This is a genomic window from Variovorax sp. J22G73 (assembly GCF_030317035.1).
GTDB lineage: Bacteria > Pseudomonadota > Gammaproteobacteria > Burkholderiales > Burkholderiaceae_C > Variovorax.
This window is the reverse complement of record NZ_JASZYK010000001.1, coordinates 842801-868026: the sequence shown is the minus strand read 5'-3', so window position 1 is coordinate 868026 and position 25226 is coordinate 842801. Positions and strand designations below refer to the sequence as shown.

The following is a 25226-nucleotide window of genomic DNA, read 5'->3' as shown; positions in this document are numbered from 1 at the left end:
CATGCCCGCACACGCACGCACATGTGTGGGAAAGCGTGACTCATACCGCACGTACCGCACGTCGTTGATTTCATTGGGTTTTTCAGCGCACGCGACACCGCACGGAGACCGCACGTACCGCACAAATCTGGGCGAGCTTCGGCGCGCATCACTTCTGCTCTCCAGAGCGATAGACCTTGAAGGCATCGCGGAAGACGCGGATGCGCTCGCCGAGAAATGCCTGCTCGTGCTCACCCGGGGGACACTCCCAGCCACCAGGCAGCCAGGTGATGGCGTGCGGGCCTTTCGTGCCGGCTTCGAGGTCGTACCGCTTGCGCTCCGACTGCGCGCCGTGCTTGCGCATGAGGGCGTTCGCAAACCTTGGCTGGTTGAGCGCGCGCAGGCCAACGCGGTGGCACCAGGCGCCGTACAGGTCGAACAGGTCGGAGCTGAGCGCGGGGGTGAGCAGCTTCGGCGCGCGCAGGCCCGGGAAGCCTTCGATATCGCCGTTCTCAAAGGCCTGCACGAAGCGGCTGGGGCTGTCTTTGCTAAGGTCGATGAGCTCGCGCTTGGCGTCGGTCATCGGCGGCAGAGTGCCCTCCGTGAAGTCGCCGAGGTCGAGGTGCAGCAGGTAGTCATGCAGCGCCGCGGCGCCGCCATCTGCCAGCTCGCCCAGCACGGCGCGATAGAACTCCGGGCTCAGCTTCTCGGGCGTCCAGATCACCGCATGGCGCCGGTCGTCGTCTTCGAGGACCACGGGCATCGCCTCGTTGCTCAGGAACACCATGTTCACGTGGTTGCGCTCGTCGTACGCCGACATGTTCTTCGGGTTGATGCGGATCCAGTCACCCGTGATGAACGCCTTGAGCTTGTTTTTGACGTGGTACAGATCGGACCTGGCGACCACCTCGTCGGCGATGAGAAAGAGCTTGCGGCTGGCCCAGTCGTTGAATTTGTCTTCAATGGCGCTCTGGTCAATCACCCGGCCGTAGCGGCCGTAGATCGCCATCAGCGCCTCGAAGAACATGTTCTTCCCGGTGCCCTGAGGGCCATGGATCACCAGGGTGGTCTTCATCTTTGCGCCCGGGTGCTGGATGGGATACGCGATCCACCGCAGCACCCACTGAAACAGCACCTCGGGCTTGCTGTCGCCGGCGCACATGTGCCGCAGCAACTCGAGCAGGTGTTCGCATTTGCCCGCGACCGGCGTAGTCGGCCAGCCGGCCCACAGGTTGCAGTGGATGTTCGGGTCGGTGCAGGCCGGGTCGAACCCGACCTCAGAGACACGCACCATCTGCTTCTCCGGGTTCTCGGCCCATGCTCGGTGCAGTTCGCGGCTCAGACACGCATCGCGCATATCGCCGAGGGCCACGAGAACATGTTCCTGGTGGTCGAACACTGTGCCGCCCTGGCCGTAGACGAGTGCATAGCGCTCGAGCAGCTCATCAAGCGATTCGATTGGACGCAGTGGCGCGAGCGCGGGCTTGTCGTCACGCACCCCGCCCCCCTTTGCCGGCTGTGCACGCGCTGCGCCTGACTGCTCGCGCCAGCCCAACGCCAGCACTCGGGCCTCTACCTGGACGCGCACGACATGCAGGCCCTCAGCCAGGTGCAGGTCGTTGAAGTCGTTGACCTTCTTGCCGTGCTCGAGCCAGTTGGAGCGCTGCGTCTCGGGATTGGCGAAGGCGGGCTTCATCCAGCCGCCGCCCACGGCCATGGCCGTAAGGCTGGCCGCCGACACGCCGGCGTTCACCGCCTTGTGCGGCTGGCCGCAGTGCGGGCAGGTCGGGCCATCCGCTACCCACACCCGCTGCCGGCATTCCTGGTTCTGACACTTCTGGGTGTTGTCGTCGTCCGCACAGATCAGCAGACGCGCGTGCTTGTGCCGCTTGCGCAGTTCGGCGGCCACCGGCTGCAGATTGCCAGCGTCGAAAGCCACCGCCACGGGCAGGCCCGTCGCCTCATGCAGGCTCGCCGCTGTGGCGTAACCCTCGGCCACCAGCATGATGGAGTTGCCGCCGCCCAGCAGGTGGAAGTGGCCCTTCTTCACGAGGCCTGCCGGCCAGAATTCTTTCTCCAGCCGCGCGCCCTTCTGCGCGCGCGAACGAATGATCTGCAGGCCATGCACGCGCCCGGCTGTGTCGAGCATCGGCACCACCATTGCGCCCTGCGGGCTGAAACGCACGCCGTGCGCCCCCACCCCCTTGCGCTGGAGGTAATCGCTGTCACCTTGCTCCGTGCACTTGCGCCAGGCGGCGGTCGCTCGGGCCGCGGCGCGGTCTGCGTCGGCCTGGCGCGCTTGCTCGGCGCGGCGTTTGTCCTCGGCCAGGCGCAGGCGCAGGCTCTCGCGCAGTTCTCTGCTGAGCTCGGTGAGGCGCAGCTCCACTTTCGTGGCGTTGTTGTCCGTGCCGCGCCAGATGCCGAAGCTGCCGACGAGGACATCCGCGCCGTTGTCGAGCCGCAGCTCGTGCAGCATGTACCAGCCGCGCCGCTCGCGATCATCGCCTTCCACCTTGCATCGGCGCATGCGGCCAACTTGAAGCGGCTCATCGCCGACCAGCAGACCGGCCCCGATCAGCTGCTTCAGCACGTCGTCGTAATTCGAGGCCATCAGTAAGTTCGCGCCCCTCTGACTACACACCGCAAGGGGTTCGAATTACCCTCATCGCACGAAGCCAGGGAGGACCCACGCTTCGGGCAGACCGTTGTGTCAATGCAACGTGGCGTCAATGCGACGCGCTGCGCCGAACGCGACGCGGCCACGGCACGCGGGGGGGTGGGGTTCACCGTCCACCTCCAGCCGGCTCAGCACGCATGCGGCCACGCAGCATGGCGAGCGTGTGGCCAATGAGTGCGAGCAGCTCCTGCGCCATGTGATCGGCACGGCGCATCTGGTTGCGCGAGACCTCATCGCCCACCAGCAGTGCATCAGCCACCGAACGGGAGAAGTCCGCGTGCGCCCCCTGCAGGCGAGTGAACGTGTCGACCGGATCACCGCCGGCCTGGTCGGGCGTGGCGCGCGAGCAGGTGTGGCCTAGCGCCTCGGCCATGGCATGCAGCACTGCGTAGTTGCCGCTGAACAGCTGCACGTCAATCAGTTCGCGCGGGTTCGGCTGATGGGTGCCGGTGTTCGGGTTGGCCTTGTGGGTGAGCGTGTTCGGGCTCATGCCCATTCGTGCAGCCAACGCGGTCACGCCGCCCGGGTAGCCGTGCACCGTGTTGTAGAACGCATCGAGGATGTCCTGCCCTGCCACGGTGGAGGGGAAGGGCTCGTCGGCGCCGTGGGCAAGGTGGGGGGGAACTGAGACAGTTGCTTTCATGCAAACCTCAAGAGGAAGAAATGGCCTGGCAGAACACCGAAGCACCGCCCACCCAGCTGGAACGCATCGAGGCGGTCGAGAACTTCATGCAGCAGCTGGTGCTGTTGTTGGAGGTAGAGCCGGACCTCACGCGGGAGACCATGGGGGCATGGATGCAGCTGTGCTCAGCCACCGCACGAGCGCATGGCATCGAGACGCCGCGGCAAACGCTGGCACTGGAACGGCTGCGCGAGCGCGTGCTGGGTGCGTCGGTCGACGTGGAGCGGGCACCGGCTGGGGCCTGGCTCTCGTGATGCAGGGGTGGGCGCCCGCGGTAGTCGGACAATGCGGTCACCACAACACCATTGCCGACGAGAGGGGCGCCCGTGAAACTCAGCGCGGACAAAAAGAAATTGCAACTGCAGATCGAGGGCGAGTTCGACGCTGCCGGCGTCGAGCAGCTCATCCGGGACTTGGCCGAACTGCGCCGGGACATGCAACCCGGCGTGCCGGCCACGTGGGAAGCGGCATTCCAAGCCGATTGCGGAGTGGAGCAAGAGGACAAGCCAGGCGTATCGGTTGGGCAGCGGCTAGACGGCACGTTTCGCCTCGCCATGAGGCATCGAGGGTTGGGATGGCTCTCTTTCCAACTCGACCAACGGACAGCGAGCGCATTGGCGGAGTTCATCGCCCAACGCTCGGCCCGGACAGAAGCAGGCAACCTCGCAGCCGACGAGGGCGGACGCGCGCACTGAGCGCAACCGCGCACCTTCCCCAGGAACAATCCAAAGAGATCCATCCGAGCGCACCTCACCGACCATGGGTTCCATCGTCGACAACGAACAGCTTGCGCTTGACCCAGCGGCGGAAGTGCCACTCGAGGGTGCCCGGGATCCAGGCGCGCGGCAGGCCAAAAATGCGCACGTACCAGGGGCGTCGCGGGACCAGCACCGTCGGCGTGGTGGACCACACCTCGAACCGGCGCACTACGTCGTCATCGATGACCAAGGGCATCACCTCGTCCGACAAAAAGTTCAGGCCGGCGAAAGCGTCGTCGGCACCGGTGGAAGCGCTTTTCATTTTTGCGTTGAGCGTGGAAGGTGGTCGCGGTTATCCGGCGGCAAGAGGCACCAGGCCGAGTGCGTCAAGAGCAGCAAGGCCCTCCGCACTCGCAGCCAGCAGGTCGTACAGCTCGCAGCTTGCCGAGAGCAACGCTCGTTCGGCGGCTGGCATCAGCGCAAGTCGAGCAGGCGTGAGATCTGCGCGGAAGCGCAGCGTGTGGCCCGCGCCCTCCGCCCACCGTTCTGCGAGCCTCCCAACTGCATGGGCATCCAACGGCAGTGCCACGCAGATGGGCACCTGTCGCGCAACGGGCGCGTCGTCGAGGGTGGTGAAGATGCGGTCGCTTTCAGACATGGGCGCCCTCGCCTTCGTTGCAATTGGAGGGTGGGCGCGCCCAGTTCCTAGAATCGAAGTTCTCAAGCATCGATTCCTCTTTGGAGAAGGACGCGCCCATGACCGGTTTTCTCGACAACGCCGAGATCGAAATTCCCTGCCCGAAATGCGGCAAGAAGAGCAAGCAGCGGCTCGGCCGGCTCAACAACAATTCGAGCATTCGCTGCGGCTTCTGCGGCACGATCATCGAACTCAAGACGGATGGTCCAGGCGGACTGGCCCAGGCCAAAAAATCGGCAGAGAAAAGCTTGGCGGACCTCAAGCGGTCGCTCGGCAAGCTCGGCCGTTAAAGATTCGCTCAGCCGCGCCAACTCCGCCGGGTCGAACGTGATGTTGGTTCGTTCGTCAGACATGGGCGCCCTCGCCCACGGCGACAGACGCCTTCATATCGGCCAGCTCGGGCCAGATGGCCTGCCAATCGTTGGGGAACAGCTCCTTGCGCGACACGATGCCCCGCGCTTCAGCGATGGGGGCCAGGCGGATCAACTTGTCGTCGGGGATTCGCCCCGACTTGCGCCATTCGGACACCGAGGGCTGTTTGATGCCGAAAAGCTCGGCCACCGCAGCGGTGCCGCCGAGAGCGTCAAGAAGTTGATTTACGTCCATGGCCGGAATATTAGGACTAGCTAATGACCAAGTCAATAGCCAGTCCTAACAAACAGTCTATTAGGCTCTCCTAATGCTCTCCGAACGATTGAAGAAGGCGATGGCCGAAGCGTCCATCACCCAAGCCGAACTTGCGCGACTGTGTGGCGTGAAGCCGCCCAGCATTCACGGCTGGCTCAGCGGCAAATCGAAGTTCCTGCGCGGCGAGAACCTGCTGAAGGCGGCGAAGGCTCTCAATGTCTCGCAGCAGTGGTTGGCAAATGGAATCGGGCCCATGCACGCCACGCCAGAAGATGTGAAAAGCGAAGAGATCGATCTGGACAGCCACCCCGATCTTGAACCGGTGCGAGTGGTCAAGCTCCGACTTCAGGCCGGCGTCAGCGGCTTTCTTGTTGATCTTGACGAATCAGAGGCAGCGCCGATCTTTTTCCGCTCTGACTGGCTGAGACGTCGAGGCCTCAAGTCATACAACCTAGTCGCTATCAAAGTGGCGGGGCACAGCATGGAGACAACGCTGTTCGAAGACGACGTGGTGGTTGCGAATACCGCAGATCGAGAGCCAAAGGATGGCGAGGTTTTTGCGGTCAACTACGAAGGTGAACCCGTCGTTAAACGCATGATCCGCGAGGACGGCCTGTGGTGGCTGTCGTCGGATAACCAGGACCAGCGGCGGTATCCAAAGAAGCAGTGCCGGGACGAGGCATGTCTTGTCATCGGCCGAATAGTGCACCGTCAAAGCGAACGAATTTAGGGCAGCGCCCTCCCCAAACTTAAGCCGCCCAAGGGCGGCTTTTTTGCGGCCGTGAGTAGCGCAAGGTAGAACGATCGGCCGTAAAGTTAGGAGAAGCTATTGACATAGATATTAGCTAGTCCTAATATTCGATCCAAGCGCTGCATCCCGCAGCCACCTTGGAGATGACGATGGCGAAACTCCCCGCGACGCGCAGCTACCGCTGCTTCTTCGTTCCCCGTGATGGCCTCGGCCACCTTGCCCCCTCTGACACCGGCGCCCGCCCCTTCGTTCAGCTGAAGGCTGCGAACGCTGAAGCCGCCTTCATGAGCGCGCACCACGTCACCGGCTGCCCGGTGGCTGAAGTCGAACGCATCGAACACGCGGCCTGAGCCATGAAGGCCCCGAGCAGAAAGGCGCGCAGCGTGGTGCTGGCGCCCATGTCGGAAACAGCGGCTCAGCTGCTGCACCAACTGGTGCAGGAGGCAGCCGATGCGGCTGCGCCCGCACCGGGCTCTATCGTCCTGCTGCCGCCGGCCAAGCTGGAACACGAGTTGCAGTTCAGCAGAGACCACCGTTTCGTTGCGTATTCTGCCGACGCCAGCACGAGCGTCGCCTGGACCAAGTATCCCAACAGCAGCATGCCGCAGTGGTACGGCACCGAAGACCGGCGTGATGCCGAGGGGCGGCGCTGGGTGCGCACGATGTGGGGCATCGTCGACGACTTCGGCACGCTCGTTGAGGTGCCCGCGTGAAGCCCGCGCTTCGCCTCTGCACGCCCACCGGTTCGCGCGCCATCACGCGCCGCGCCGCCGCCGGCATGCTGCGCGCGTCCCGCGTGCTGCAGCAGCGCCGCATCGGCTACAGCGTGGTCTACAGCCGCCGCACGGGCATCGTGCACGGCGAGGGCCCGCGCGGTGATTGGCAGCTCGAGCACGTCCGAGGTGCCGCATGAACGAGCTGCTGATGCTTGACACCGAGCTGTTCCTCGAAGCTTGCGAGGTGCAGGAATTCGAAGGCGAAGCGGCTCAGAAGGCCGTGGCCGACGCGCTCGCGGGTGATGACCTGGTGCTGGAGCAAGCATCGTGAGCGCAGGCACCGACAAGTACAGCCCCATGACGCCCGAGCAGCGCGAGAAATGGCTGAAAACGAGGCTGTTTCCGGTAGAGCTGTGGCGCAGTGGCCCTGATTCCACGCCGCTCGTGTGCCCGATGCCCGACCTCGCGCAAATGCGCACCTATGCGGAGGAGGTTCCACCGCATATCCGCGCCTCGGGCTGGTACGCAACTCGCCGCCGGTACGAGCAGCAGAGCATCTACGCCGACAACTTCAGCGGCATGGGCCGCCAAGCCATTGCGTCGGTCATCAGCGCCGGCCGTTACTCGGGCCCGTTGGCCGAGTTCATGGCGGCGGCATGCCCGCGAACAGTGCTCCGGCTGTTGGACCGCATCGACCACCTCGAACGCGAACTCGCAGCGGCCAAGGAAGGCACGGCGCCGTGAGGACCTCGCCTGTACAGCCCGCCCCGGGCCCGATCAAGACCGTTGCGATGCTCGCGACGCCCGCAATCATGGCCGCCGTTGGCGCGGCCCTGCTCGTCTACGGATGGTGCACACCATGATCGTCATCGTTCAACCCACGCGGCGCCGCCGCCCGCGCGCCGAGGTGCCCACCGGGCCCATCGGTGGCCTCACCGACCCGCGCTTCAAGTACTCCAGCAGCGTCGCCACGGACATCAGCAAGACGTTCCGCCGCGTGCGCGCCGAGCAGCGCAAGGGAGCCCGGCTGTGAAGTCGAGCGGCGTGTTTTTCCTGCGCGGGCGCCCGTCCAGCGTGCGGCTCACGTCGCCTACGGCCGGATCTGTGCCTGGCTGGATCTTCTCGCTCGGCGAGCGCACCAGCGCACGCGGCGTGCAGCTGTTCACCGCCATCTGGCGCGGGCCCGACGCGGACCGCTTCGTTGCGGCCAATCCCAACCTGCGCGCCGGCGACTGCTTGAGCCTTGAGCTCGACCGACTGCACGCCACGGGCAATGAGCTGTGCGCGCACATCACCCGCTGCGAGTTGGCGCCCAAGCGCTGGCCCGAGCCACCCCACACCGATGGTGCCGCAAGCACTGCCGGCGCCCCTGCCGCGCGTTCCCTCGCGAGCGCCGCGGGCCACTTCCACTGAACCACCTGGAGATTCACACCAGTGAAAGCGTTTTCTCTTTTCCTCGTCGAGCTGAACGAGGGCAGCACGCATGCGGCCCTCACCGGCGACCTCGCCGACCTGCTGCGCACCGTGCAGGCCACGGGGCGCGCCGGCTCTCTCACCATCAAGGTGAAGGTCGCACCGGCCACCCGCAGCAACAGCGGGTCGGTCGACAAAGTGACCATCACCGCCGACCGGAAGCTGGAGCTGCCCAAGCCCGAGCAGCCGAGCGACTTCTTCTGGCTCACCGAAGACGGTGAGACCTCCCGCAATCACCCGCGACAGCAAGACCTGCCGCTGCGTGACGTTTCCGCCAGCCCCCAAACCTTCAAGGAAGCCTGATCCATGGACGCCATCAACGCGCCTACCGCACAACTCGTGCGCGACCTCACCGCTGCTGCGGACGTCGTCAAGCATGTAGGCGATACCACGCACCTCGTGGTCCCGCCGAACTACCAGGTGAGCGACATCACCAAGGCCATCGAACTCGCGCAGAACGCGCCGGACCGCAAGCGCGGCACGGTAAGCCTGGGCGACCTGCCGAGCCTGCTGGTCTACATGAAGGACCAGGGCTGCCAGCCCTGCGGCTACGTGTACGCCGACCCCGACGCACGCACCATCACCGCGGTGTTCAACGACGCGAAGGCCGGCCCGGGCTGGCGCGACCACCGCGCGGTGTTCGCGGCCCTGCTCACGCCCGAGGCAAAGCGCTGGATCGAGAAGAACGGCCATGTGTTCGGGCAGACCGAGTTCGCCGAGTTCATCGAAGACAACATGGCGGACCTGCAGGGCGAAGACGCGCAGAAGCTCCTGACCGTGGCCACCACCATTGCCGCGTCGACGGGCATCAACTTTTCCAGCGCAAAGCGCCTGCAGGACGGCCAGACGCAGCTGACCTACAACGAGTCGATCAACGCGACTGCGGGCGCCGACGGCGCGCTGGCGATTCCGAAGACCTTCACGCTGGGCCTGCGCCTGTTCAAGAACGGCGCAGGCTACAAGCTGACGGCCCGGCTGAAGTACCGCCTCCACAGCGGCGCCGTGAAGTTCTTCTACGAGCTGGAGCGCCACGAGAACGCCATCGATGACGCCTTCGGCGACTACATCCAGCAGGTGCGCGACGCGAAGATCGACGGCGGCGCCGAGGGCGAGCTGCTGGGCTATACGGTCCTCATCGGGAAGGCCTGACGCGATGCAGCACATCCTCGGCCTCACCGGCTTCGCAGGCGCCGGCAAAGACACAGTGGCTGACCTGCTGGTGGCGCACGCGCGCTTCCGAAAGCTCGCCTTCGCCGACGCGCTGCGCGCCGAAGTGGCCGAGGGCTTCGGCGTGTTGCTGAGCGACCTGGCGGACCCGGCCATCAAGCACCGCCCCGCTCTCTCGCTGTGCATGCGCCGCGCGCCGCGCGACTTTCTCGCCGCCGTGGTGCTGTCGCTCAGCGTGGCTGCGCCCGACCATCGCACGCCGCTCAGCAACGAGTGGCTCGACGAGCCGCGCACGCCGCGGCAGATCCTGCAATGGTGGGGCACCGAATACCGCCGCGCGCAGCACGACCGCTACTGGACGCGCCTGATGGCTTCGCGCCTGGTGGCGTACCAGCGCGACGGCGAAACCCGCTTCGTCATCACCGACGTGCGCTTCGACAACGAGGCCGACATGCTGCGCGCCGCCGGCGGCAAGCTCTGGCAGGTCACCCGCCCGGGCTCCAACGGCAGCGCAGAGGGCGCGCACATCAGCGCGACCGACGGCAGCCGCTTCAAGCCCGAAGCGGTGATCGCCAACAGCCACGACGTGCGCCACCTGCAGGGCGTGGTGCTCACCGAGTTCGTGGCGCGCGAATGCAGCCTCGACCCCGCGCACGTGAAGCTGACCGTGAGCGCATAACCATGACGCCGTCCGTCCTCACCGAAGAACTGGCGGCCGTGCTGCGCACGGTTGCCCTCGCCGACCTGTGCGAGCCCTCGACCATTGCCAAGGCCCACGGGCACGCGGTGGCCGAGCAACTCGACCAGCTGCACGCCGTCGGCCTGGTGATGCGCCAGGGCGCGCGCCGCCCCGACCGCACGCGCACCACGCTTTACACCATCAGCACCACCGGCCGCGACCGGCTGCAGGCCTACGACGCGGGCTTTCGGCATCGCATCACGACCGGCACCAGCGTGCCTGTGGTTGCTGCCGCGCGCACCGCGCATCTCACGACGCGCGGGCTCTACACCGGCGCCGAACTTCAGCCCTACGACGGCCGCCCGGGCGCCATGGATGCCTTCGCCTTGCCCAGTCGCATGGGCAACCGGCTGCACTACCGCTCCGGCGAAGTCGCGCCAGCGCACGCCGGCACCGCCAAGGAACACGCCGCATGATCGAGGTCACCCGCCCCGCGCTGCGTTACCACGGAGGCAAGTGGAAGCTCGCCCCTTGGCTGCAGCAGTTCTTTCCCCCTCACCGCGTCTACGTCGAGGCCTTCGGTGGCGGCGCATCCGTGCTGCTACGCAAACCGCGCGTGTACGGCGAGATTTACAACGACCTCGACGGTGAGGTTGTCAACGTTTTTCGCATGCTGCGCGACCGCGGGCCCGAACTGCAGGAGCTGCTCGCGCTGACGCCGTTTGCACGCGATGAGTTCGAAGGCGCCTACGAGGGCGCCGAGGACGCGCTGGAGCAAGCGCGTCGCAGCATCGCGCGATCGTTCATGGGCTTCGGTTCAGCTGCAGCCACAGGCGAGCGCAGCGGCTTTCGCGCCAACAGCAATCGCAGCGGCACCACGCCGGCGCACGATTGGGCCAACCTATCCGACGCAGTGCCGGCTCTTATCGAGCGGCTGCGCGGCGTGGTCATCGAGAACCGTGATGCGATGGCTGTGGCCACCCACCATGACAGCGCCACCACGCTGCATTACTTCGATCCGCCCTACGTGCACAGCACGAGGTCAGGAAAGGTCCGCGGCACCGCCACTGCGGGGCGCGCCTCCGGCAAGGCCTACCGACACGAGATGGACGACGACGCCCACCGCGCGTTCGCACTGGTGGCTCGCAGCCTTGAGGGCATGGTGGTGCTTTCTGGCTACCCGTGCGCGCTGTATGAGCAGCTCTTTCACGACTGGGAGCGCTTCGAGCGCCCCTCGTTCGCCGACGGCGCGCGCATGCGCACTGAGGTCGTGTGGCTGAACCCTGCTTGCTCCATCGCGCTCCACCGCGCGCGCGGCGGGCTCTTCGCAGACGGCGCGCAATGAACCAGACGCGCACCCAATCGCTCGTCGAGGCCGCTGCAAACGTGCTGGTGGGCTACCTGGTCGCCCTCGTTTCGCAGCTTCTCGTGTTCCCCCTGTTCGGCATCCACGTGCCGCTCTCCAGCAACCTGGCCATCGGCGCGTGGTTCACCGTAATCAGCTTGGTCCGCAGCTACATCCTGCGCCGCTGGTTCAACGGGTTGAAGTTCAAGAAGGCGCCAGCAGCATGAAGCGCACCCTCAAGGATCACACCGCGTGGATTGGCGTGCTGGCCGCGCGCCAGCAGATGGCGGAGCCCGTGGCTGACGACATCATGACGAAGCTGCACAGCGCCTTTAAGGACCTGCAGGCAGGCAGCACTGACGACGACCTGTTCGACCGGCTAGCTGCCGCCATCAACGTGGGCTTGCTGCGCGCCGAGCAGATCGCGCCGGCTTGCGTCGACGCGATGCTGGCAGCGCAAGACGCGCTCATCCGGTGCGATGACATTCGCGGTCGCCATGGCCGCTACGGCTTCGACGGGCCCGGGCTCGCGGCGATGGTCGCCGGCCTCGACCTCTACGAAGAAATGGTGCGCAAGAGCACCCCTCAACAGATGCGACTGGCGATGACCGCCTCGCTCGCACGCATGCGCCGCCAGGTCGCGGCAGAACAAGGACAACGGGCATGACCCCCCAATCCATCACCATCACCCTGCGCCAGGCCGAGCAGCTGCTGGCATTCTTCGGCGGCCACGATGCCGAAGTCACTATCGCGCGCGAGTCGCCCGGACTGCCGGCCGGCCTGTACGCATGGCTTACCGACGACCCGGGGGAAGGGTCTGCATATCTCGGCACGACTGAGGTGGACGACGACCTGGCCGACAAAGGACGGCCGGGCCCGGTCGCACAGCTGGCCGTCGTGATGAAGCTGGCCGACGACTACGCGCACAGCTATGCCTTCGTGGGCGACGACTCCATGCCGCGGGCGCGCGAGGCGCTGCAGACCGCACTGCGCGCCTTTCTGCCCGGTGGATTGGCTCAGCAGGAACGCGAGCAGCCTCAAACCGGGGCGGCGGATGCAGCAACGATAGCGGCGGACTTCGCCGACGGCGACACCTGCACGCTCATGGGCGTGCGCGCTGACGGTTCGACCGTGAACCTGGGCGCCGTGCCCATGCCGCCCCTGATGAAGGCGCGCGACGTGGTTCGTAGCTACTTCCCTGGCGACCCGGACGACGACATGACCGACGCGGCGATGGCACTCCAGTGCTGCCGCGAGGTCATCGACCACATGCGGAAGGCGGTGAAGCGATGAGCCGCCGCGCACCGATGGGCCTGCCAGCCGACAAACTGGTCGGCGAGACGCCCGCGGAATACGCGCGCCGTCAGAAGCCTTGGGGTACGGGCCTGCCGGCACTGGGCGCAGAGGTGGCGATCCTGCACGGTCGCGACGACGACGAGCACCTGTGCGTGGTCGTCGACTACGAGGTGTGGCCGTCCCTTCAGAAGCCGCACGACCCGTTCAACCACCGAGTGCTCGTGCACGTCGTCTACAAGGGGAGCGACATCCGCAACTGCCGCCATCTGCACGAACTGCTGCCGGTGTCGGAGCGCACCGTGGCCCGCTGGAATACTGGGCAGCATGCGCCGCACGAGCGCGGGCCCGACGGCAAAGAATGGGCGATCACCGATGCGGCCTACCGGCACGTCGAGGGCGCAGTGCGACTTGCAGATAGCTGCAGCGGCACTGCCCCGCTCTGGCACGGCTGGGCCTTGCGTGAAGCCTTTGCCGCTGGTGCCGAGTGGCAACAAGCTCGAGCTGGAAAGCAAAGCTCATGACCTCAATCCTCAAGATCGAACTGCCCCTGCAGCGTGCGGATGATCTGCGCGATGTCGGCGCGGTGCGTGCCTCGGTCTGTGACGACGCGGACAGTCCAGTTCGGACCGCCTTCCTCGGACGGAACACCGATCACCCCGCCTCGGTGCACGTCCGTCTGTTGGCCTCGAAGGCCCGGCAAGGCTTCGATGCGCTGAATCAGCATCTGCTGCAGCTGCTTGGCAGTGCGGGTCGGCTTGGCCATCTCATGTTCCCTCTTTTTCTGGAGCGCACATTTTGAACCTCCTCGACACCTCTCCCGAGCGCGAGCGCGCGCACGAGATCCAGGCCGTGCAGATGGCGGCCCAGCTGCTGGTCGACGCGGCGCGGGCCCGCGGCCTGGTGGTCACGATCCAGCTCGAGTCGCGCATGCCGCCGGCGATGGGCTCCTACGACATGGTGTTCGACATCCGGGAGTCGCGCCATGGCAGCTGACAGCAAGATCGAATGGACCGACCACACATTCAACCCATGGATCGGCTGCACAAAAGTCTCCCAGGAAGCCAGCGGCGGCGGCGGTTGCGACGGCTGCTACGCGGCAGTAAGCACCCCCGTGCGCGTGCTGCGGGGCAAGGGCATCGAGACCTGGGGCGCGCACGCCCCGCGCCATCGCACCAGCCAGTCGAACTGGGCGCTTCCGAAGCGTTGGAACGGGCAGGCGGAGGCGTTCTATGCTCAGCACGGCCGGCGCCAACGCGTGTTCTGCGCCAGCCTGGCCGACGTGTTCGACAACGCGGTGCCACTCGCGTGGTTGCACGACCTGTTCGACCTCATCGCCGCCACGCCAAAGCTCGACTGGCTGCTGTTGACGAAACGCATCGGCAACGTGAAGGCGAGGCTGAACGACGCAGGATGGCCGGTGCCGCTGCCTGACAACGTGTGGCTTGGCGCAACCGTCGTCAACCAGGCGGAGGCAGACCGCGACATCCCGAAGCTGCTTGCCGTGCCGGCGCGGGTTCGCTTTCTGTCGATGGAGCCGCTGCTGGGCGCCGTCAACATCTCCGACATCCCGGATCCCAAGGGCGGCATTTGCCTGAAACCGCTCGTTGGCCTGCGTTGGATATCGCTCGGGAACGGGCGCGTTGGCTGCCGCCCAGAGGCAGTCAACAAGATCGATTGGGTGATCGTCGGCGGCGAGAGTGGCTCCAGCGCACGCCCGATGCATCCCGACTGGGCACGCAGCCTTCGCGACCAGTGCGCAAACGCTGGCGTGCCGTTCCTGTTCAAGCAGTGGGGAGAGTGGGCAGAGGCTGGGCTGGCCCCACTGCACGCCCGCGCAGTGAGCCCATCAGGTATTGCGCGACCGTGCGAAGGCACGCACGCCATGTGCGAGGCCCTAATGGAGCGCGTGGGCAAGAAGGCCGCCGGCCGCCTGCTCGACGGCCTCGAATGGAACGAGGCGCCCCAATGAAAGAGCGCCCCATCCTCTTCTCCGCGCCCATGGTGCGCGCGCTGCTCGACGGCACGAAGACGCAGACGCGGCGCATGGTGAAGCCTCCGCGCGGCTACCGCTGGCTCGACCTGGCGGCCGGCACCATGGTCAACACCGGCGGCCACAAGATGCACCGCTCCGACCTCACCACGCCTTATGGCCAGCCCGGCGACCGGCTGTGGGTGCGCGAAGCTTGGGCGACGCACGCATTCCTCGACGATGTGGCGCCGCGCAAACTCACGACGGCCTCGGTTCACTACTCGGCGGACGGCACGATCCAGACGGGCAAGGGCCGCCCCAGCATCCACATGCCGCGGAAGTACAGCCGCATCGACCTCGAAGTGACCGGCGTGCGCGTCGAGCGCCTGCAGGACATCAGCGCGAGCGATGCCAAGGCAGAGGGAATCGAAGGCCAGTCCGCACATGGCCCTTGGCGCAACTACGGCCGCGACGGCTACTGGTTCCCTGAGGGCAAGGACACGGCTCCGGTTCTGAGCTATCGCAGCCTTTGGGACCAGATCAACGGCCCCGACAGCTGGGCCGCCAATCCATGGGTCTGGGTGGTCGAGTTCAGGGCCGCCCGATGACGGTGTACGTCGACGACATGAAGGCCAGGTTCGGCCGCTTGGTGATGTGCCACATGCTGGCCGACACCGACAACGAGCTGCACGCCATGGCCGGCCGCATCGGCGTCGCGCGCCGCTGGTGGCAGAGCCCGGAGAAGACCAGCGGCAGCCACTACGACATTGCGCTGAGCAAGCGCGCCCAGGCGGTCGCACTCGGTGCCATCGAAATCACATGGCGCCAGGCCGGCGCAATGAACTCGCGACGCCGGCTCTACGGGCACTTGGGCAAGCCGACCGACCCGTGGGCCGGCCTGTTCGCCGAATCACAAAAGCTTCGGGCCGCTGCCGCTGGCAGCCCCGCAATTTCCGAGGGAGAAACAGCATGAGCACCACCATGATCCAAACCGCACCAACGCGCACAGCCAGCAGCGTCGCCGCACCAACTTCAAGCCACTTTGGCACCATGTCAAACCAAAACTTCGCGGCGTTCCAGATCAACCGCGTTGCGCAGATGCTCGATGTTTCGCGCTCGACGGTGTACCGGCTGATTCGCGACAAACAGCTGACGCTGGTGAAGGTCGGCAAGCGCGGCAGCCGTATCACGGCCGAGAGTGTTTCGGAACTTCTCCGGGCGCGCGAGGCGACGTAGGCCGGCTAGGATGCGAAGTCGAAGTGCCGACGCAAGCCCGTGAATTTCGGGTAGCCAGCCGGGTAGCTAGGTAGCTAAAAGGCGCCATCAACCGCCCAAGTAGTTGATTTAAAACAGTATTTTCCGCCGATGAAAATTGCCACCTGGAACGTCAACTCCCTTACCGCACGCCTGCAGCACGTGCTCGACTGGCTCATTGCCAACCCGGTCGACGTGCTGTGCGTGCAGGAGCTCAAGATGACCGACGACAAGTTCCCGCTCGAGGTGCTCAAGTCGGCCGGCTACGAAGCCGCGGTGTTCGGCCAGAAAACCTACAACGGCGTCGCCATCCTGAGCCTGGCGCCGATGCGCGACGTGGCGAAGAACATCGGTGGCTTCGCCGACGAGCAGTCGCGCGTGATCGCGGCCACGGTCGACACCCCCTCGGGCCCGCTGCGCGTGGTGAACTGCTACTTCGTGAACGGCCAGGCGCCAGGCTCCGAAAAGTTCGCCTACAAGATGAAGTGGCTCGACGCGCTGCACGCGCTGCTGCGCGAGGAACTGGCCGCGCACCCGAACCTGGTGCTGCTGGGCGACTTCAACGTCACGCCCGAAGACCGCGACAGCTTCGACCCGGTGGGCCTGAAGGAAACCATTCACCACACCACCGAGGAACGCACCCACTTCAAGGCGCTGCTGGAGCTGGGCCTCACGGACAGCTTTCGCATGTTCGAGCAGCCCGAGAAGAGCTTCTCGTGGTGGGACTACCGCATGCTGGGCTACCAGAAGAACCGCGGCCTGCGCATCGACCACATCCTGGTGAGCCAGCCGCTGCTGCCGCATGTGAAGGGCTGCATGATCGACCGCGTGCCGCGCAAGTGGGAAAAGCCCAGCGACCACGCGCCCGTGGTGCTCGACCTCGACCAGGTCGCCTGACCCCATGAAGGCGCTCACCCGCACCGGCGGTCGCTTCGCGCTGCTGCTCGCAGCGCTGGCGCTGTCGGCCTGCTCGCTGCTGAAGCCCGGGGACAAGGCTGCCGAGAGCGGTCCGGGCGCCAGCCCCACGTCGCCCACCGACGAAGCCGCGCCCGGCAGCCGCGACATTCCCACGGTGCGGCTCATTACCGCGCAGACGCCGGCCGTGCGGGCCTACCGCAAGATCGGCGCGCGCCACATCTACAACAAGTACGCCGACCGCATCTACAAGGGCAAGATCCCGCCGCTGGTGTACGCGGTGGTGGTGGTCGAGACCGACCTGGACGCCAACGGCAAGGTGATGAACGTGACCTTCAGCCGCACGCCCAGCCATGCGCCGGAGGTGGCGCCGATGATCGCGGAGCTGATCAAGGCCACCTCGCCGCTGCCCAGCCCGGGCAGGCTGGGCGGCCACACCTACGTGGACACGTGGCTGTGGGACAAGAGCGGCAAGTTCCAGATCGACTCGCTCACGCTGGGCCAGCGCAGCCGCTGAAACACAAAAGACCCCGAAGGGTCTTTGTCACTCCGAACGACCCCGGAGGGTCTTTGTCACTCCGAAAGACCCCGGGGGTCTTTCTCACTCGATACCGAGTTCCTGGATCTTCCGGGTGATGGTGTTGCGCCCGATGCCCAGCTTTTGCGCGGCCTCGATGCGGCGCCCGCGGGTGTTGGTCAGCGCCGTGAGGATCAGCCGCGATTCGAAGCGGCGCGAGAGCACGTCCCACACATCGGTGCGCCCGGCCGCGAGCAGCGCCTGGGCCTCGGCTTCGAGGCCGCTTTCCCAGCTGCTGACGGCGCTTGCCACGGGGGCTTCGGCGTGTTCGGAGGCCGTTGCCGGCAGGTGCGCGGCGTCGCGTTCAAGCCCGCCTGCACCCGAGATGCCCGGAATGCCAGGGATGGCCGCGAGCGGCGCCGCTGCAGGCTGAGGCGCCGCCACCGGCGTGACGATGCCCGCGCCCGATGTGTCCTGCGGATGAAACTCGGCGGTGGAAACGGCCATGACCTCAGGCGGCAGATCTTTCGCCTCGATCAGCTGGGCCGGCGCCATCACGGTGAGCCAGTGGCAGATGTTTTCGAGCTGGCGCACGTTGCCCGGAAAGCCGAAGGTCGCGAGCTTGGCCAGCGCGGCGTCGGAAATGCGCTTGGGCTCGACGCCGAGCTGACGCGCGCTCACCTGCAGGAAGTGGCGCGTGAGCGCGGGCACGTCCTCGCCGCGTTCGCGCAGTGCCGGCAGGCGCAGGCGAATCACGTTCAGGCGGTGGAACAAGTCTTCGCGGAAGCCGCCGATCTTGACGCGCTGCTCCAGGTCCTGGTGGGTGGCCGCGATGACGCGCACGTTGGCCTTCACCGAGTTGTGGCCGCCCACACGGTAGAAATGGCCGTCGCTGAGCACGCGCAGCAGGCGCGTCTGCAGGTCGAAGGGCATGTCGCCGATTTCGTCGAGGAACAGCGTGCCGCCCTCGGCCTGTTCGAAGCGGCCGCGGCGCATGGTCTGCGCGCCGGTGAAGGCGCCGCGCTCGTGGCCGAAGAGTTCGCTCTCGAGCAGGTCCTTGGGGATCGCTGCGGTGTTGATGGCCACGAAGGGGCCGTTGGCGCGCGGCGAGTGCTTGTGCAGCGCGCGCGCCACCAGCTCCTTGCCCGAACCCGATTCACCGGTGATGAGCACCGTGACGTTGCTCTGCGAAAGCCGGCCGATGGCGCGGAACACGTCCTGCATCGCAGGTGCCTGCCCGAGCATTTCGGGTGCGGCGACCATGCGCTCTTCAGCCACTTCCTCGCGCTGGCTTTCGTCGACCGCGCGACGGATGAGCTCGACCGCGCGCGGCAGGTCGAAGGGCTTGGGCAGGTATTCAAAGGCGCCGCCCTGGAAGGCCGACACGGCGCTGTCGAGGTCGGAGAACGCCGTCATGATGATGACGGGCAGGCCGGGGTGCTTGGCCTTGATCTTGTCGAGCAGGTCGAGCCCGGAGCCGCCGGGCATGCGGATGTCGCTCACCAGGACCTGCGGTCCTTGCTGTTCGTCGTCGGCGGCCTGCTCGAGCGCGGCGAGCACCTCGCGCGTGTTCGTGAAACTGCGCGTGGGCAGGTCTTCGCGCAGCAGGGCCTTCTCGAGCACGAAGCGAATCGATTGGTCGTCATCAACTATCCAGATCGGCTTCATGCATCTCCTCTGTTGCCGGTGCTGCGCTATGGCAGCGGTATCAATATCTTGAAATCGGTTCGGCCCGGGACGCTGTCGCACTCGATCACACCGTGATGCTGCTGCACAAAGGTTTGTGCGAGCGTCAATCCCAGCCCCGTTCCGCCTTCCCTGCCCGAGACGAGCGGATAGAAGATGCGGTCCTTGATCGTGTCCGGCACACCCGGTCCATTGTCGATGACATGCAATTCCAGTGCCAGTCGATACCACTGCTTGTTGAAGATCACCTGGCGGGCCACGCGCGTCTTGAAAGTGATCTGCGCATCGCCCGCCGCGCGGCGCTCGGCGAGCGCCTGCGCCGCGTTGTGCGCGATGTTCAGCGTGGCCTGGATGAGCTGCTCGCGGTCGCCGCGGAACTCGGGAATCGACACGTCGAAATCGCGCTCGATGTGCAGGTCGCGCGGAAACTCCGCCAGGATGACCGAGCGCACGCGCTCGCACACCTCGTGGATGTTCACGTCGCCCACCACGTGCGGGCGGCGGTGCGGCGCCAGCAGCCGGTCGACCAGCGTCTGCAGCCGGTCGGCCTCGTGGATGATGACCTGGGTGTACTCGATGAGGTCGCGCGACTCGACCTCCATCTGCAGCAGCTGCGCCGCGCCGCGAATGCCGCCCAGCGGGTTCTTGATCTCGTGCGCGAGGTTGCGGATGAGTTCCTTGTTGGCCTGCGCCTGGTCGATGAGCCGCTCTTCGCGGTCTTGCCGCACCTGGTTCTCCAGCGGCGACATCTCGATGATGAGTTCGCCCTTCTTGTCGCCGTGCGCCAGCGTGACCTGCACGGGCATCAGCTCGTGGTTCACGCGGCGCAGGAAGGCCTCGTAGCGCAGCGTGGCGAAGTCGTTGCTGCTGGCGCCGTCGATGGCGGTGCGCAGCACCTGGGGCTCATGGAAACATGCGCCGAACTGCGAGCCCTCGAGGGTGCGTCGCGAGGTGCCCAGTGCGTCTTCGAGGCCTGCGTTGGCAAACAGCACGGAGCCGTTGCTGTTGACCACCGCGATCAGCGTGGACAGCAGGTCGAAGGACTGGAAGCGCGGATTGGCGCCGTTCGCCTTCTTCCCGAACACCATGTTATTGCGGCTGCTTCACGACCGGCAGGCGGCCGATTTCACGGCGAATGCCGGCAATGTCGCTCTCGTTGCGCGCGAGCTCGGCCTTCATCTCGGCCACGCGGTCGAGGTACTTCTGGTAGTTGCGGCCTTCGCTGCCCTGCTTCTCGGGCTCGCCGTTGTTGTATTCCTTCTGCAGCTCGGCCTGGCGCGACTCGGCCTTTCGGAGCTCGGACTCGAGCACCGAGCGGGCCTCGCCGTCGCGGGCGCGCTGGTCGACACCCTCGACACGCGGGCTGCCGGCCGGCGCACGCGCGGCGGAAGAGCCCGACGAACCCGAAGACGATGTGCCGCCGCCCGAGGCCTTGGTGCCCTGCACGACCGTGACGTTGCCGCCTTCGAGCACCTTGCAGCCCTTTTGCTGGGCCACGGTGGCGTTGTTGGTGTACTCGTTGCCGCAACGCCAGACGCGCTCCTGCGCGAGCGCCGGCAGCGCGGCCAGCGAGGCGGCCAGGAAAATGAGGGAAGCAGTCTTCATGTGGAATCGGTGGAAGGCAGGTGGAGAGCGCAACAAAGGCGCATTTTCAGGCAATTCGACGCCGATGGTGACCAGATGTTCCGCGCCCATGAAAAAGGACGGCCGAGGCCGTCCTTTTGTTGTACTTCCACTCGGGCAGGCCGGGTGGAATGGCTGTTGCGCTTGAGCGTTCTACAGCCGATGTAGAGCCGATTTACAGCGAGTAGTACATGTCGAACTCGACCGGATGGGTCGCCATGCGGAAGCGCGTGACTTCCTGCATCTTCAGCTCGATGTACGCGTCGATGTAGGCATCGGTGAACACGCCACCCTTGGTCAGGAACGCACGGTCCTTGTCGAGGTATTCCAGGGCCTGGTCGAGGCTGTGGCACACGGTCGGGATCAGCGCGTCTTCTTCCGGCGGCAGGTGGTACAGGTCCTTGCTGGCGGCTTCGCCCGGATGGATCTTGTTTTCCACGCCGTCGAGGCCGGCCATCAGCAGCGCCGCGAAACCGAGGTACGGGTTCATCAGCGGATCGGGGAAGCGCGCTTCGACGCGGCGGCCCTTCGGGTTGGCCACGAACGGGATGCGGATAGAGGCCGAGCGGTTCTTGGCCGAGTAGGCCAGCTTCACCGGGGCTTCGAAGCCGGGCACCAGGCGCTTGTAGCTGTTGGTGCCGGGGTTCGTGATGGCGTTCAGGGCACGGGCGTGCTTGATGATGCCGCCGATGTAGTGCAGGGCGAAGTCCGACAGGCCTGCATAGCCGTCGCCTGCGAACAGGTTCTTGCCGTCCTTCCAGACCGACTGGTGCACGTGCATGCCGGAGCCGTTGTCGCCGACGATGGGCTTGGGCATGAAGGTGGCGGTCTTGCCGTAGGCGTGGGCCACGTTGTGGATCACGTACTTCTGCAGCTGGACCCAGTCGGCGCGCTGAACCAGCGTGCTGAACTTGGTGCCGAGTTCCATCTGGCCGGCGTTGGCCACTTCGTGGTGATGCACTTCGACCGGGATGCCCAGCGATTCGAGCACCAGGCACATTTCGGAGCGCATGTCCTGGAAGCTGTCGACCGGGGGAACCGGAAAGTAGCCACCCTTCACCGCGGGGCGGTGGCCGGTGTTGCCGTGCTCGTATTCCTTGTCGGTGTTCCACGAGGCTTCTTCGGACTCGATTTTCACGAAGCAGCCCGACATGTCGTTCTTCCAGCGAACGCCGTCGAACACGAAGAATTCGGGTTCCGGACCGAAGAAGGCGGTGTCGCCCAGGCCCGATGCCTTCATGTACGCCTCGGCGCGCTTGGCGAGCGAACGCGGGTCGCGCTCATAGGCCTTGCCGTCTGCCGGGTCGATCACGTCGCAGGTCAGGATCAGCGTCGTTTCTTCGAAGAAGGGGTCGATGTTGGCGGTGTTCGGGTCGGGCATGAGCTGCATGTCCGAGGCTTCGATTCCCTTCCAACCAGCGATGGACGAACCGTCGAACGCGTGGCCCGAGGTGAATTTGTCTTCATCGAAGTGCGACACAGGCACGGTCACGTGCTGCTCTTTGCCGCGGGTGTCGGTGAAGCGGAAGTCGACGAACTTGACCTCGTTTTCCTTGACGAGCTTGAGTACATCGGCGACGGTCTTTGCCATCAGTTTCTCCTGAGTTGGATGGTGGTTAGGAATACAGAGACGAGGGATGCAGTTTCTGTGCCATTGTCACCTCGCCGGATATGGCTTTGGTGACGGCTGCAAACCCCAAATGAAAGCAGAAGTTCACCGAATTGGTGCCATGAACTTTAACGCACCAATTCGGGGCCAAGCTTGGCATCAAAACCGTGCAGGCCTTCGATCAGCTGGGCGTAGGCGGCATCGAGCCGGCCGGGGTCGCCCTTCACGCCAAGCTCGATGTGGCGGCCATATTCGGGGTGATCGACGCTTGGAAGGCTGAACACCTTGACGCCGGAGTGCCGGTCTTCGATGGCCTGCATGAGCGGGGTCAGGGTGGCTTCCATGGCACCGAAAACGATCACGGACTTCTCCGCGACCGCGTTTTTGGTGAACAGATCGGCATATTGGCCGTCCAGCACCGACTCCACCATGGGCCAGGCCATGACCGGGAAGCCGGGCACGAAATGCACGTCGGCCACGCTGAAACCCGGGATCTTGTTGTACGGGTTGTAGATGAGCCGCGCGCCCTGCGGGAACACGCCCATGTTCAGCCGATGCACGTTGTCCGAGCGGTCGGGCTCGTAGGGCACGCCCTGCTCGCGCGCGGTGTCCTGCATGCGCTCGCGGATCAGCAGCTCGGCCTCGGGGTGCAGCGCCAGCGGCACGCCCAGCGCCTTGGCGGCGCACTGGCGGGTGTGGTCGTCGGGCGTGGCGCCGATGCCGCCGGTCGAGAAGACGATGTCGCCCGAGGCAAAGGCCCGGGCGAGCGCGGCGGTGATGCGCGCGGGCTCGTCGCCCACGTACTCGGACCAGCTGAGCTGCAGGCCGCGGGCGGCGAGCAGCTCGATGACCTTGGCCATGTGCTTGTCGGCCCGCTTGCCGGAAAGAATCTCGTCGCCGACGACGATGAGACCGAATGCGCGTGTCATGGTGAACCCCATTGAGAAAGAGCGGCCTTGTTGGCTTGCGCGACCTGGGCGGCTTCGATGGCGTCAGGCGCCGCTGTGCCGCCGGCAACCGACGCCGCGGCCACCGCGCGCTGCGCGCGCAATTGCCCGAGCGCGTCGAGGCAGTAGTGCGCGAACCAGAGCGCGGAAAAGGCGAAGACCAGTGTGTAGATCCAGATGGCGATCGGCACCAGCACGAAGAAAGCGGCGGCGAACAGCAGGCCCGATGCCCACACGATGCTGGGCGCCGCGCCCAGGTAGCCGCACAGCACGCCGATGCACAGCAGCGGCAGCCGGTGCGCGCGCAGCAGCGCGGCGCGCTCCTCGGGGCTGGCGTGCTCGGCCAGCGCGTCGAAGCTCATCACGCGGTAGGTGAGCCAGCCCCAGATCAGCGGCGGAAGAATGAGCACCAGCGGCGGAATGAGCCACAGCGGCATCGACACCACCAGCGCCACCAGTGCCAGCACGGTGACGCCCAGCGAGCGCAGCACGCTGCCGAAGAACGAAGCGCCCTTCTTCTGCTCCAGCGAAGGAAAGCGCCGCTCGGCCACCAGCTTGGTGAGCGCGGGCGCCATGAAGCCGGCCACGATCAGCAGGCACACCACCACGATGAGCGGCGTGGCGGCGAGCACCACGACCAGGGGCGCCAGCATGCCGGTGACATCGCCGGAGAACAGCCGGCCGATCCAGGCCCAGAAACTCGACAGCAGCGGCCAGGCATCGAGCGCGCCGCGCGTCCAGGCCATGGCGCCCTCCCAGAAAAAGTAGCCGAGCCCCGCGGCCAGCACCACCATCAGGCCCAGCGGCAGCAGCGACAGCACGATCACGCGCGGCAGCATGCAGTAGGCGACCGCGCGCCAGAAGGAGTCGAGGAGCAGGCGCATGAGGCAGCGAGGATAACGCCTGCGGCAAGCCGGTCAGGGGCCGTAGCCCCTCAGGCGCGCCCGACCATTCGCTTCAGGCCGAGCCACTGCTGCGCCCAGAAGCCGCGGCCGTAGTCGCGCACGCGGCCGTCGGCGCCGGGCTCGACCTGGTCGCGGATGCCGGTGGGGTCGTAGCGGTTCTCGAAGTTGGCGGTGCCGAACAGCATGTCCCACCACGGCAGCAGCACGCCGAAGTTGTGGCCGCCCAGCGTGCTCTTGCCGTTCGACTCGTGGCCCAGGCCGATGCTGTGGTGCAGCCGGTGAAAGCGCGGGCTGATCCACAGCCGCTCGCCCAGCGCGCCGAAGCTCAGGCGCAGGTTGGCGTGCTGCAGGCTCTCGCTGAGCTGCGTGAACGCGACGAAGGCAATGAACTGCCCCGGCGCCACGCCGATGAGCTGCGCCACCACCACGATGAGCGTGTCGTGCACGATGTCGTCGAGCAGGTGGTTGCGGTCGTCGCTCCACATGGTCATCTGGCGCTGCGAGTGGTGCAGCGAATGCAGGCTCCACCACCAGTTGAACTGGTGCTGGCCGCGGTGGATCCAGTAGCCGACAAAGTCGAGCACCACCAGGTAGATGGCAAAGGCCAGCACCGGCACGTCGGTCACGCCGGGCCACACCTCGTCGAGGTGGAAGGTGCCCCAGCCCGCCGTGCGCAGGCTGCCCATGGCGTCGTCGAAGAAGGGCTGCAGCACGAAGAAGATGGCCAGGCGGAACAGGCCGAGCCGGTGGATCAGCGTGTAGAGCACGTCGATGCGGATGGCCTGGCGGTCGACCACCGGCTCCACCGAGCGCCAGCGCTGCAGCGGGCCGATCACCGCGATCAGCACCACGATCTGGATGGCGCCGACCAGCAGCCAGCCGGTGGCATCGAAGGCGTCCTCGGTCCAGCCGCCCAGGCCCACGGCGAAGACCAGCGGCTGCACCACCGTCTCGAAGAACCAGCCCTGCAGCGTCGAAAAAAGATCCGTCAACCACTCGATCACGGGAAAAACC

40 protein-coding genes are annotated in these 25226 nt (G+C 66.1%); 27 read left to right on the top strand and 13 right to left on the bottom strand.

Annotated elements, in window-relative coordinates; genetic code table 11:
* Window positions 1–148 precede the first annotated feature (148 nt).
* Both QTI51_RS04020 and QTI51_RS04015 read right to left on the bottom strand, forming a co-directional pair.
* Window positions 149–2590 (bottom strand): DUF5906 domain-containing protein, encoded by a 2442-nt coding sequence (locus QTI51_RS04020; protein WP_286512741.1) that lies wholly within the window; start codon window positions 2588–2590, stop codon window positions 149–151.
* Between the two features lie 172 nt (window positions 2591–2762).
* Window positions 2763–3299 (bottom strand): phage regulatory CII family protein, encoded by a 537-nt coding sequence (locus tag QTI51_RS04015; protein ID WP_286512743.1) that lies wholly within the window; start codon window positions 3297–3299, stop codon window positions 2763–2765.
* 20 nt (window positions 3300–3319) lie between these two features.
* Here QTI51_RS04015 and QTI51_RS04010 point away from each other — a divergent pair, with 20 nt between their 5' ends.
* Complete coding sequence (locus QTI51_RS04010) at window positions 3320–3592, top strand: hypothetical protein (RefSeq protein ID WP_286512745.1); 273 nt, start codon at window positions 3320–3322, stop codon at window positions 3590–3592.
* Window positions 3593–3664: 72 nt separating this feature from the next.
* Window positions 3665–4033 (top strand): hypothetical protein, encoded by a 369-nt coding sequence (locus QTI51_RS04005; RefSeq protein ID WP_286512747.1) that lies wholly within the window; start codon window positions 3665–3667, stop codon window positions 4031–4033.
* 55 nt (window positions 4034–4088) lie between these two features.
* Here QTI51_RS04005 and QTI51_RS04000 read toward each other — a convergent pair whose 3' ends face one another.
* A complete protein-coding gene (locus tag QTI51_RS04000; RefSeq protein WP_286512749.1) occupies window positions 4089–4358 on the bottom strand; it encodes a hypothetical protein in 270 nt (89 codons plus the stop codon).
* A gap of 30 nt (window positions 4359–4388) precedes the next feature.
* Window positions 4389–4694: a hypothetical protein gene (locus tag QTI51_RS03995; protein ID WP_286512751.1), complete on the bottom strand. Its 306-nt coding sequence runs from the start codon at window positions 4692–4694 to the stop codon at window positions 4389–4391.
* 98 nt (window positions 4695–4792) lie between these two features.
* Here QTI51_RS03995 and QTI51_RS03990 point away from each other — a divergent pair, with 98 nt between their 5' ends.
* Window positions 4793–5023 (top strand): YnfU family zinc-binding protein, encoded by a 231-nt coding sequence (locus tag QTI51_RS03990; protein WP_286512753.1) that lies wholly within the window; start codon window positions 4793–4795, stop codon window positions 5021–5023.
* A gap of 55 nt (window positions 5024–5078) precedes the next feature.
* Here the strand turns inward: QTI51_RS03990 and QTI51_RS03985 are convergent, their stop codons facing one another.
* Window positions 5079–5339, bottom strand: coding sequence for a carph-isopro domain-containing protein (locus tag QTI51_RS03985; protein WP_286512755.1), 261 nt, complete (start codon window positions 5337–5339; stop codon window positions 5079–5081).
* A 73-nt stretch (window positions 5340–5412) separates the two neighbouring features.
* Here QTI51_RS03985 and QTI51_RS03980 point away from each other — a divergent pair, with 73 nt between their 5' ends.
* The 17 genes from QTI51_RS03980 (at window position 5413) to QTI51_RS03900 (ending at window position 13308) form a co-directional block, all read left to right on the top strand.
* Window positions 5413–6090 (top strand): LexA family transcriptional regulator, encoded by a 678-nt coding sequence (locus QTI51_RS03980; RefSeq protein ID WP_286512757.1) that lies wholly within the window; start codon window positions 5413–5415, stop codon window positions 6088–6090.
* Between the two features lie 170 nt (window positions 6091–6260).
* Window positions 6261–6461, top strand: a complete 201-nt coding sequence (locus QTI51_RS03975; RefSeq protein WP_286512759.1) for a hypothetical protein — start codon at window positions 6261–6263, stop codon at window positions 6459–6461.
* Between the two features lie 3 nt (window positions 6462–6464).
* Window positions 6465–6824, top strand: a complete 360-nt coding sequence (locus QTI51_RS03970; protein WP_286512761.1) for a hypothetical protein — start codon at window positions 6465–6467, stop codon at window positions 6822–6824.
* Entirely contained in the window at window positions 6821–7024 is a 204-nt protein-coding gene (locus tag QTI51_RS03965; RefSeq protein WP_286512763.1) for a hypothetical protein, read from the top strand. Before QTI51_RS03970 ends, QTI51_RS03965 begins: the two co-directional genes overlap by 4 nt.
* Window positions 7021–7158 (top strand): hypothetical protein, encoded by a 138-nt coding sequence (locus tag QTI51_RS03960; RefSeq protein ID WP_286512766.1) that lies wholly within the window; start codon window positions 7021–7023, stop codon window positions 7156–7158. The genes QTI51_RS03965 and QTI51_RS03960 overlap by 4 nt, the downstream gene beginning before the upstream one ends.
* Window positions 7155–7571 carry a hypothetical protein gene (locus QTI51_RS03955; RefSeq protein ID WP_286512768.1) on the top strand — a complete coding sequence of 139 codons (417 nt, stop codon included), beginning with the start codon at window positions 7155–7157 and terminating at the stop codon, window positions 7569–7571. The genes QTI51_RS03960 and QTI51_RS03955 overlap by 4 nt, the downstream gene beginning before the upstream one ends.
* A gap of 115 nt (window positions 7572–7686) precedes the next feature.
* On the top strand, window positions 7687–7860 hold the full coding sequence (locus tag QTI51_RS03950) for a hypothetical protein (protein WP_286512770.1): 174 nt from the start codon (window positions 7687–7689) through the stop codon (window positions 7858–7860).
* Window positions 7857–8240 carry a hypothetical protein gene (locus QTI51_RS03945; RefSeq protein ID WP_286512772.1) on the top strand — a complete coding sequence of 128 codons (384 nt, stop codon included), beginning with the start codon at window positions 7857–7859 and terminating at the stop codon, window positions 8238–8240. Before QTI51_RS03950 ends, QTI51_RS03945 begins: the two co-directional genes overlap by 4 nt.
* A gap of 21 nt (window positions 8241–8261) precedes the next feature.
* Window positions 8262–8603, top strand: a complete 342-nt coding sequence (locus QTI51_RS03940; RefSeq protein ID WP_286512774.1) for a YfdP family phage-associated protein — start codon at window positions 8262–8264, stop codon at window positions 8601–8603.
* A 3-nt stretch (window positions 8604–8606) separates the two neighbouring features.
* Window positions 8607–9449, top strand: a complete 843-nt coding sequence (locus tag QTI51_RS03935; RefSeq protein ID WP_286512776.1) for a DUF2303 family protein — start codon at window positions 8607–8609, stop codon at window positions 9447–9449.
* Window positions 9450–9453: 4 nt separating this feature from the next.
* The gene (locus QTI51_RS03930; RefSeq protein WP_286512778.1) at window positions 9454–10146 is read left to right on the top strand and encodes a deoxynucleotide monophosphate kinase family protein; all 693 of its coding nucleotides are present in this window, start codon (window positions 9454–9456) and stop codon (window positions 10144–10146) included.
* Between the two features lie 2 nt (window positions 10147–10148).
* Window positions 10149–10622, top strand: a complete 474-nt coding sequence (locus QTI51_RS03925) for a hypothetical protein (RefSeq protein ID WP_286512780.1) — start codon at window positions 10149–10151, stop codon at window positions 10620–10622.
* The gene (locus QTI51_RS03920; protein WP_286512782.1) at window positions 10619–11491 is read left to right on the top strand and encodes a DNA adenine methylase; all 873 of its coding nucleotides are present in this window, start codon (window positions 10619–10621) and stop codon (window positions 11489–11491) included. The genes QTI51_RS03925 and QTI51_RS03920 overlap by 4 nt, the downstream gene beginning before the upstream one ends.
* Complete coding sequence (locus QTI51_RS03915; RefSeq protein WP_286512784.1) at window positions 11488–11718, top strand: DUF7220 family protein; 231 nt, start codon at window positions 11488–11490, stop codon at window positions 11716–11718. Before QTI51_RS03920 ends, QTI51_RS03915 begins: the two co-directional genes overlap by 4 nt.
* On the top strand, window positions 11715–12158 hold the full coding sequence (locus QTI51_RS03910; RefSeq protein WP_286512786.1) for a hypothetical protein: 444 nt from the start codon (window positions 11715–11717) through the stop codon (window positions 12156–12158). Before QTI51_RS03915 ends, QTI51_RS03910 begins: the two co-directional genes overlap by 4 nt.
* A complete protein-coding gene (locus QTI51_RS03905) occupies window positions 12155–12784 on the top strand; it encodes a hypothetical protein (RefSeq protein WP_286512788.1) in 630 nt (209 codons plus the stop codon). Before QTI51_RS03910 ends, QTI51_RS03905 begins: the two co-directional genes overlap by 4 nt.
* Window positions 12781–13308, top strand: coding sequence for a hypothetical protein (locus QTI51_RS03900; protein WP_286512791.1), 528 nt, complete (start codon window positions 12781–12783; stop codon window positions 13306–13308). The genes QTI51_RS03905 and QTI51_RS03900 overlap by 4 nt, the downstream gene beginning before the upstream one ends.
* A 2-nt stretch (window positions 13309–13310) precedes the next feature.
* Here QTI51_RS03900 and QTI51_RS03895 read toward each other — a convergent pair whose 3' ends face one another.
* Window positions 13311–13550 (bottom strand): hypothetical protein, encoded by a 240-nt coding sequence (locus tag QTI51_RS03895; RefSeq protein WP_286512793.1) that lies wholly within the window; start codon window positions 13548–13550, stop codon window positions 13311–13313.
* Window positions 13551–13582: 32 nt separating this feature from the next.
* Between QTI51_RS03895 and QTI51_RS03890 the strand changes: the two genes are divergently transcribed.
* The 7 genes from QTI51_RS03890 (at window position 13583) to QTI51_RS03860 (ending at window position 17442) form a co-directional block, all read left to right on the top strand.
* Window positions 13583–13780, top strand: coding sequence for a hypothetical protein (locus QTI51_RS03890; protein WP_286512795.1), 198 nt, complete (start codon window positions 13583–13585; stop codon window positions 13778–13780).
* The gene (locus tag QTI51_RS03885) at window positions 13770–14756 is read left to right on the top strand and encodes a phage Gp37/Gp68 family protein (RefSeq protein ID WP_286512797.1); all 987 of its coding nucleotides are present in this window, start codon (window positions 13770–13772) and stop codon (window positions 14754–14756) included. The genes QTI51_RS03890 and QTI51_RS03885 overlap by 11 nt, the downstream gene beginning before the upstream one ends.
* A complete protein-coding gene (locus tag QTI51_RS03880) occupies window positions 14753–15364 on the top strand; it encodes a hypothetical protein (protein ID WP_286512799.1) in 612 nt (203 codons plus the stop codon). The genes QTI51_RS03885 and QTI51_RS03880 overlap by 4 nt, the downstream gene beginning before the upstream one ends.
* Window positions 15361–15729, top strand: a complete 369-nt coding sequence (locus QTI51_RS03875; protein WP_286512801.1) for a DUF4031 domain-containing protein — start codon at window positions 15361–15363, stop codon at window positions 15727–15729. Before QTI51_RS03880 ends, QTI51_RS03875 begins: the two co-directional genes overlap by 4 nt.
* On the top strand, window positions 15726–15992 hold the full coding sequence (locus QTI51_RS03870; RefSeq protein WP_286512803.1) for a helix-turn-helix domain-containing protein: 267 nt from the start codon (window positions 15726–15728) through the stop codon (window positions 15990–15992). Before QTI51_RS03875 ends, QTI51_RS03870 begins: the two co-directional genes overlap by 4 nt.
* A 129-nt stretch (window positions 15993–16121) precedes the next feature.
* Complete coding sequence (gene xth, locus QTI51_RS03865) at window positions 16122–16907, top strand: exodeoxyribonuclease III (protein WP_116908077.1); 786 nt, start codon at window positions 16122–16124, stop codon at window positions 16905–16907.
* 4 nt (window positions 16908–16911) lie between these two features.
* Window positions 16912–17442 (top strand): hypothetical protein, encoded by a 531-nt coding sequence (locus QTI51_RS03860; RefSeq protein WP_116908078.1) that lies wholly within the window; start codon window positions 16912–16914, stop codon window positions 17440–17442.
* An 84-nt stretch (window positions 17443–17526) separates the two neighbouring features.
* On the opposite strand, the gene ntrC is transcribed toward QTI51_RS03860, so the two are convergent.
* The 7 genes from ntrC to QTI51_RS03825 form a co-directional block, all read right to left on the bottom strand.
* Window positions 17527–19110 (bottom strand): nitrogen regulation protein NR(I), encoded by a 1584-nt coding sequence (gene ntrC, locus QTI51_RS03855; protein WP_116908079.1) that lies wholly within the window; start codon window positions 19108–19110, stop codon window positions 17527–17529.
* Window positions 19111–19136: 26 nt separating this feature from the next.
* Window positions 19137–20216 carry a nitrogen regulation protein NR(II) gene (gene glnL / locus QTI51_RS03850; RefSeq protein WP_116908080.1) on the bottom strand — a complete coding sequence of 360 codons (1080 nt, stop codon included), beginning with the start codon at window positions 20214–20216 and terminating at the stop codon, window positions 19137–19139.
* A gap of 1 nt (window position 20217) precedes the next feature.
* Window positions 20218–20733, bottom strand: a complete 516-nt coding sequence (locus QTI51_RS03845) for a hypothetical protein (protein WP_116908081.1) — start codon at window positions 20731–20733, stop codon at window positions 20218–20220.
* A 193-nt stretch (window positions 20734–20926) separates the two neighbouring features.
* Window positions 20927–22342, bottom strand: coding sequence for a type I glutamate--ammonia ligase (glnA, locus tag QTI51_RS03840; protein WP_116908082.1), 1416 nt, complete (start codon window positions 22340–22342; stop codon window positions 20927–20929).
* A 146-nt stretch (window positions 22343–22488) separates the two neighbouring features.
* Complete coding sequence (locus QTI51_RS03835) at window positions 22489–23289, bottom strand: competence/damage-inducible protein A (RefSeq protein ID WP_207786639.1); 801 nt, start codon at window positions 23287–23289, stop codon at window positions 22489–22491.
* Window positions 23286–24191, bottom strand: a complete 906-nt coding sequence (locus tag QTI51_RS03830; protein WP_116908084.1) for an EI24 domain-containing protein — start codon at window positions 24189–24191, stop codon at window positions 23286–23288. Before QTI51_RS03830 ends, QTI51_RS03835 begins: the two co-directional genes overlap by 4 nt.
* A 50-nt stretch (window positions 24192–24241) precedes the next feature.
* The gene (locus QTI51_RS03825; protein ID WP_116908085.1) at window positions 24242–25216 is read right to left on the bottom strand and encodes a sterol desaturase family protein; all 975 of its coding nucleotides are present in this window, start codon (window positions 25214–25216) and stop codon (window positions 24242–24244) included.
* Window positions 25217–25226: the final 10 nt, after the last annotated feature.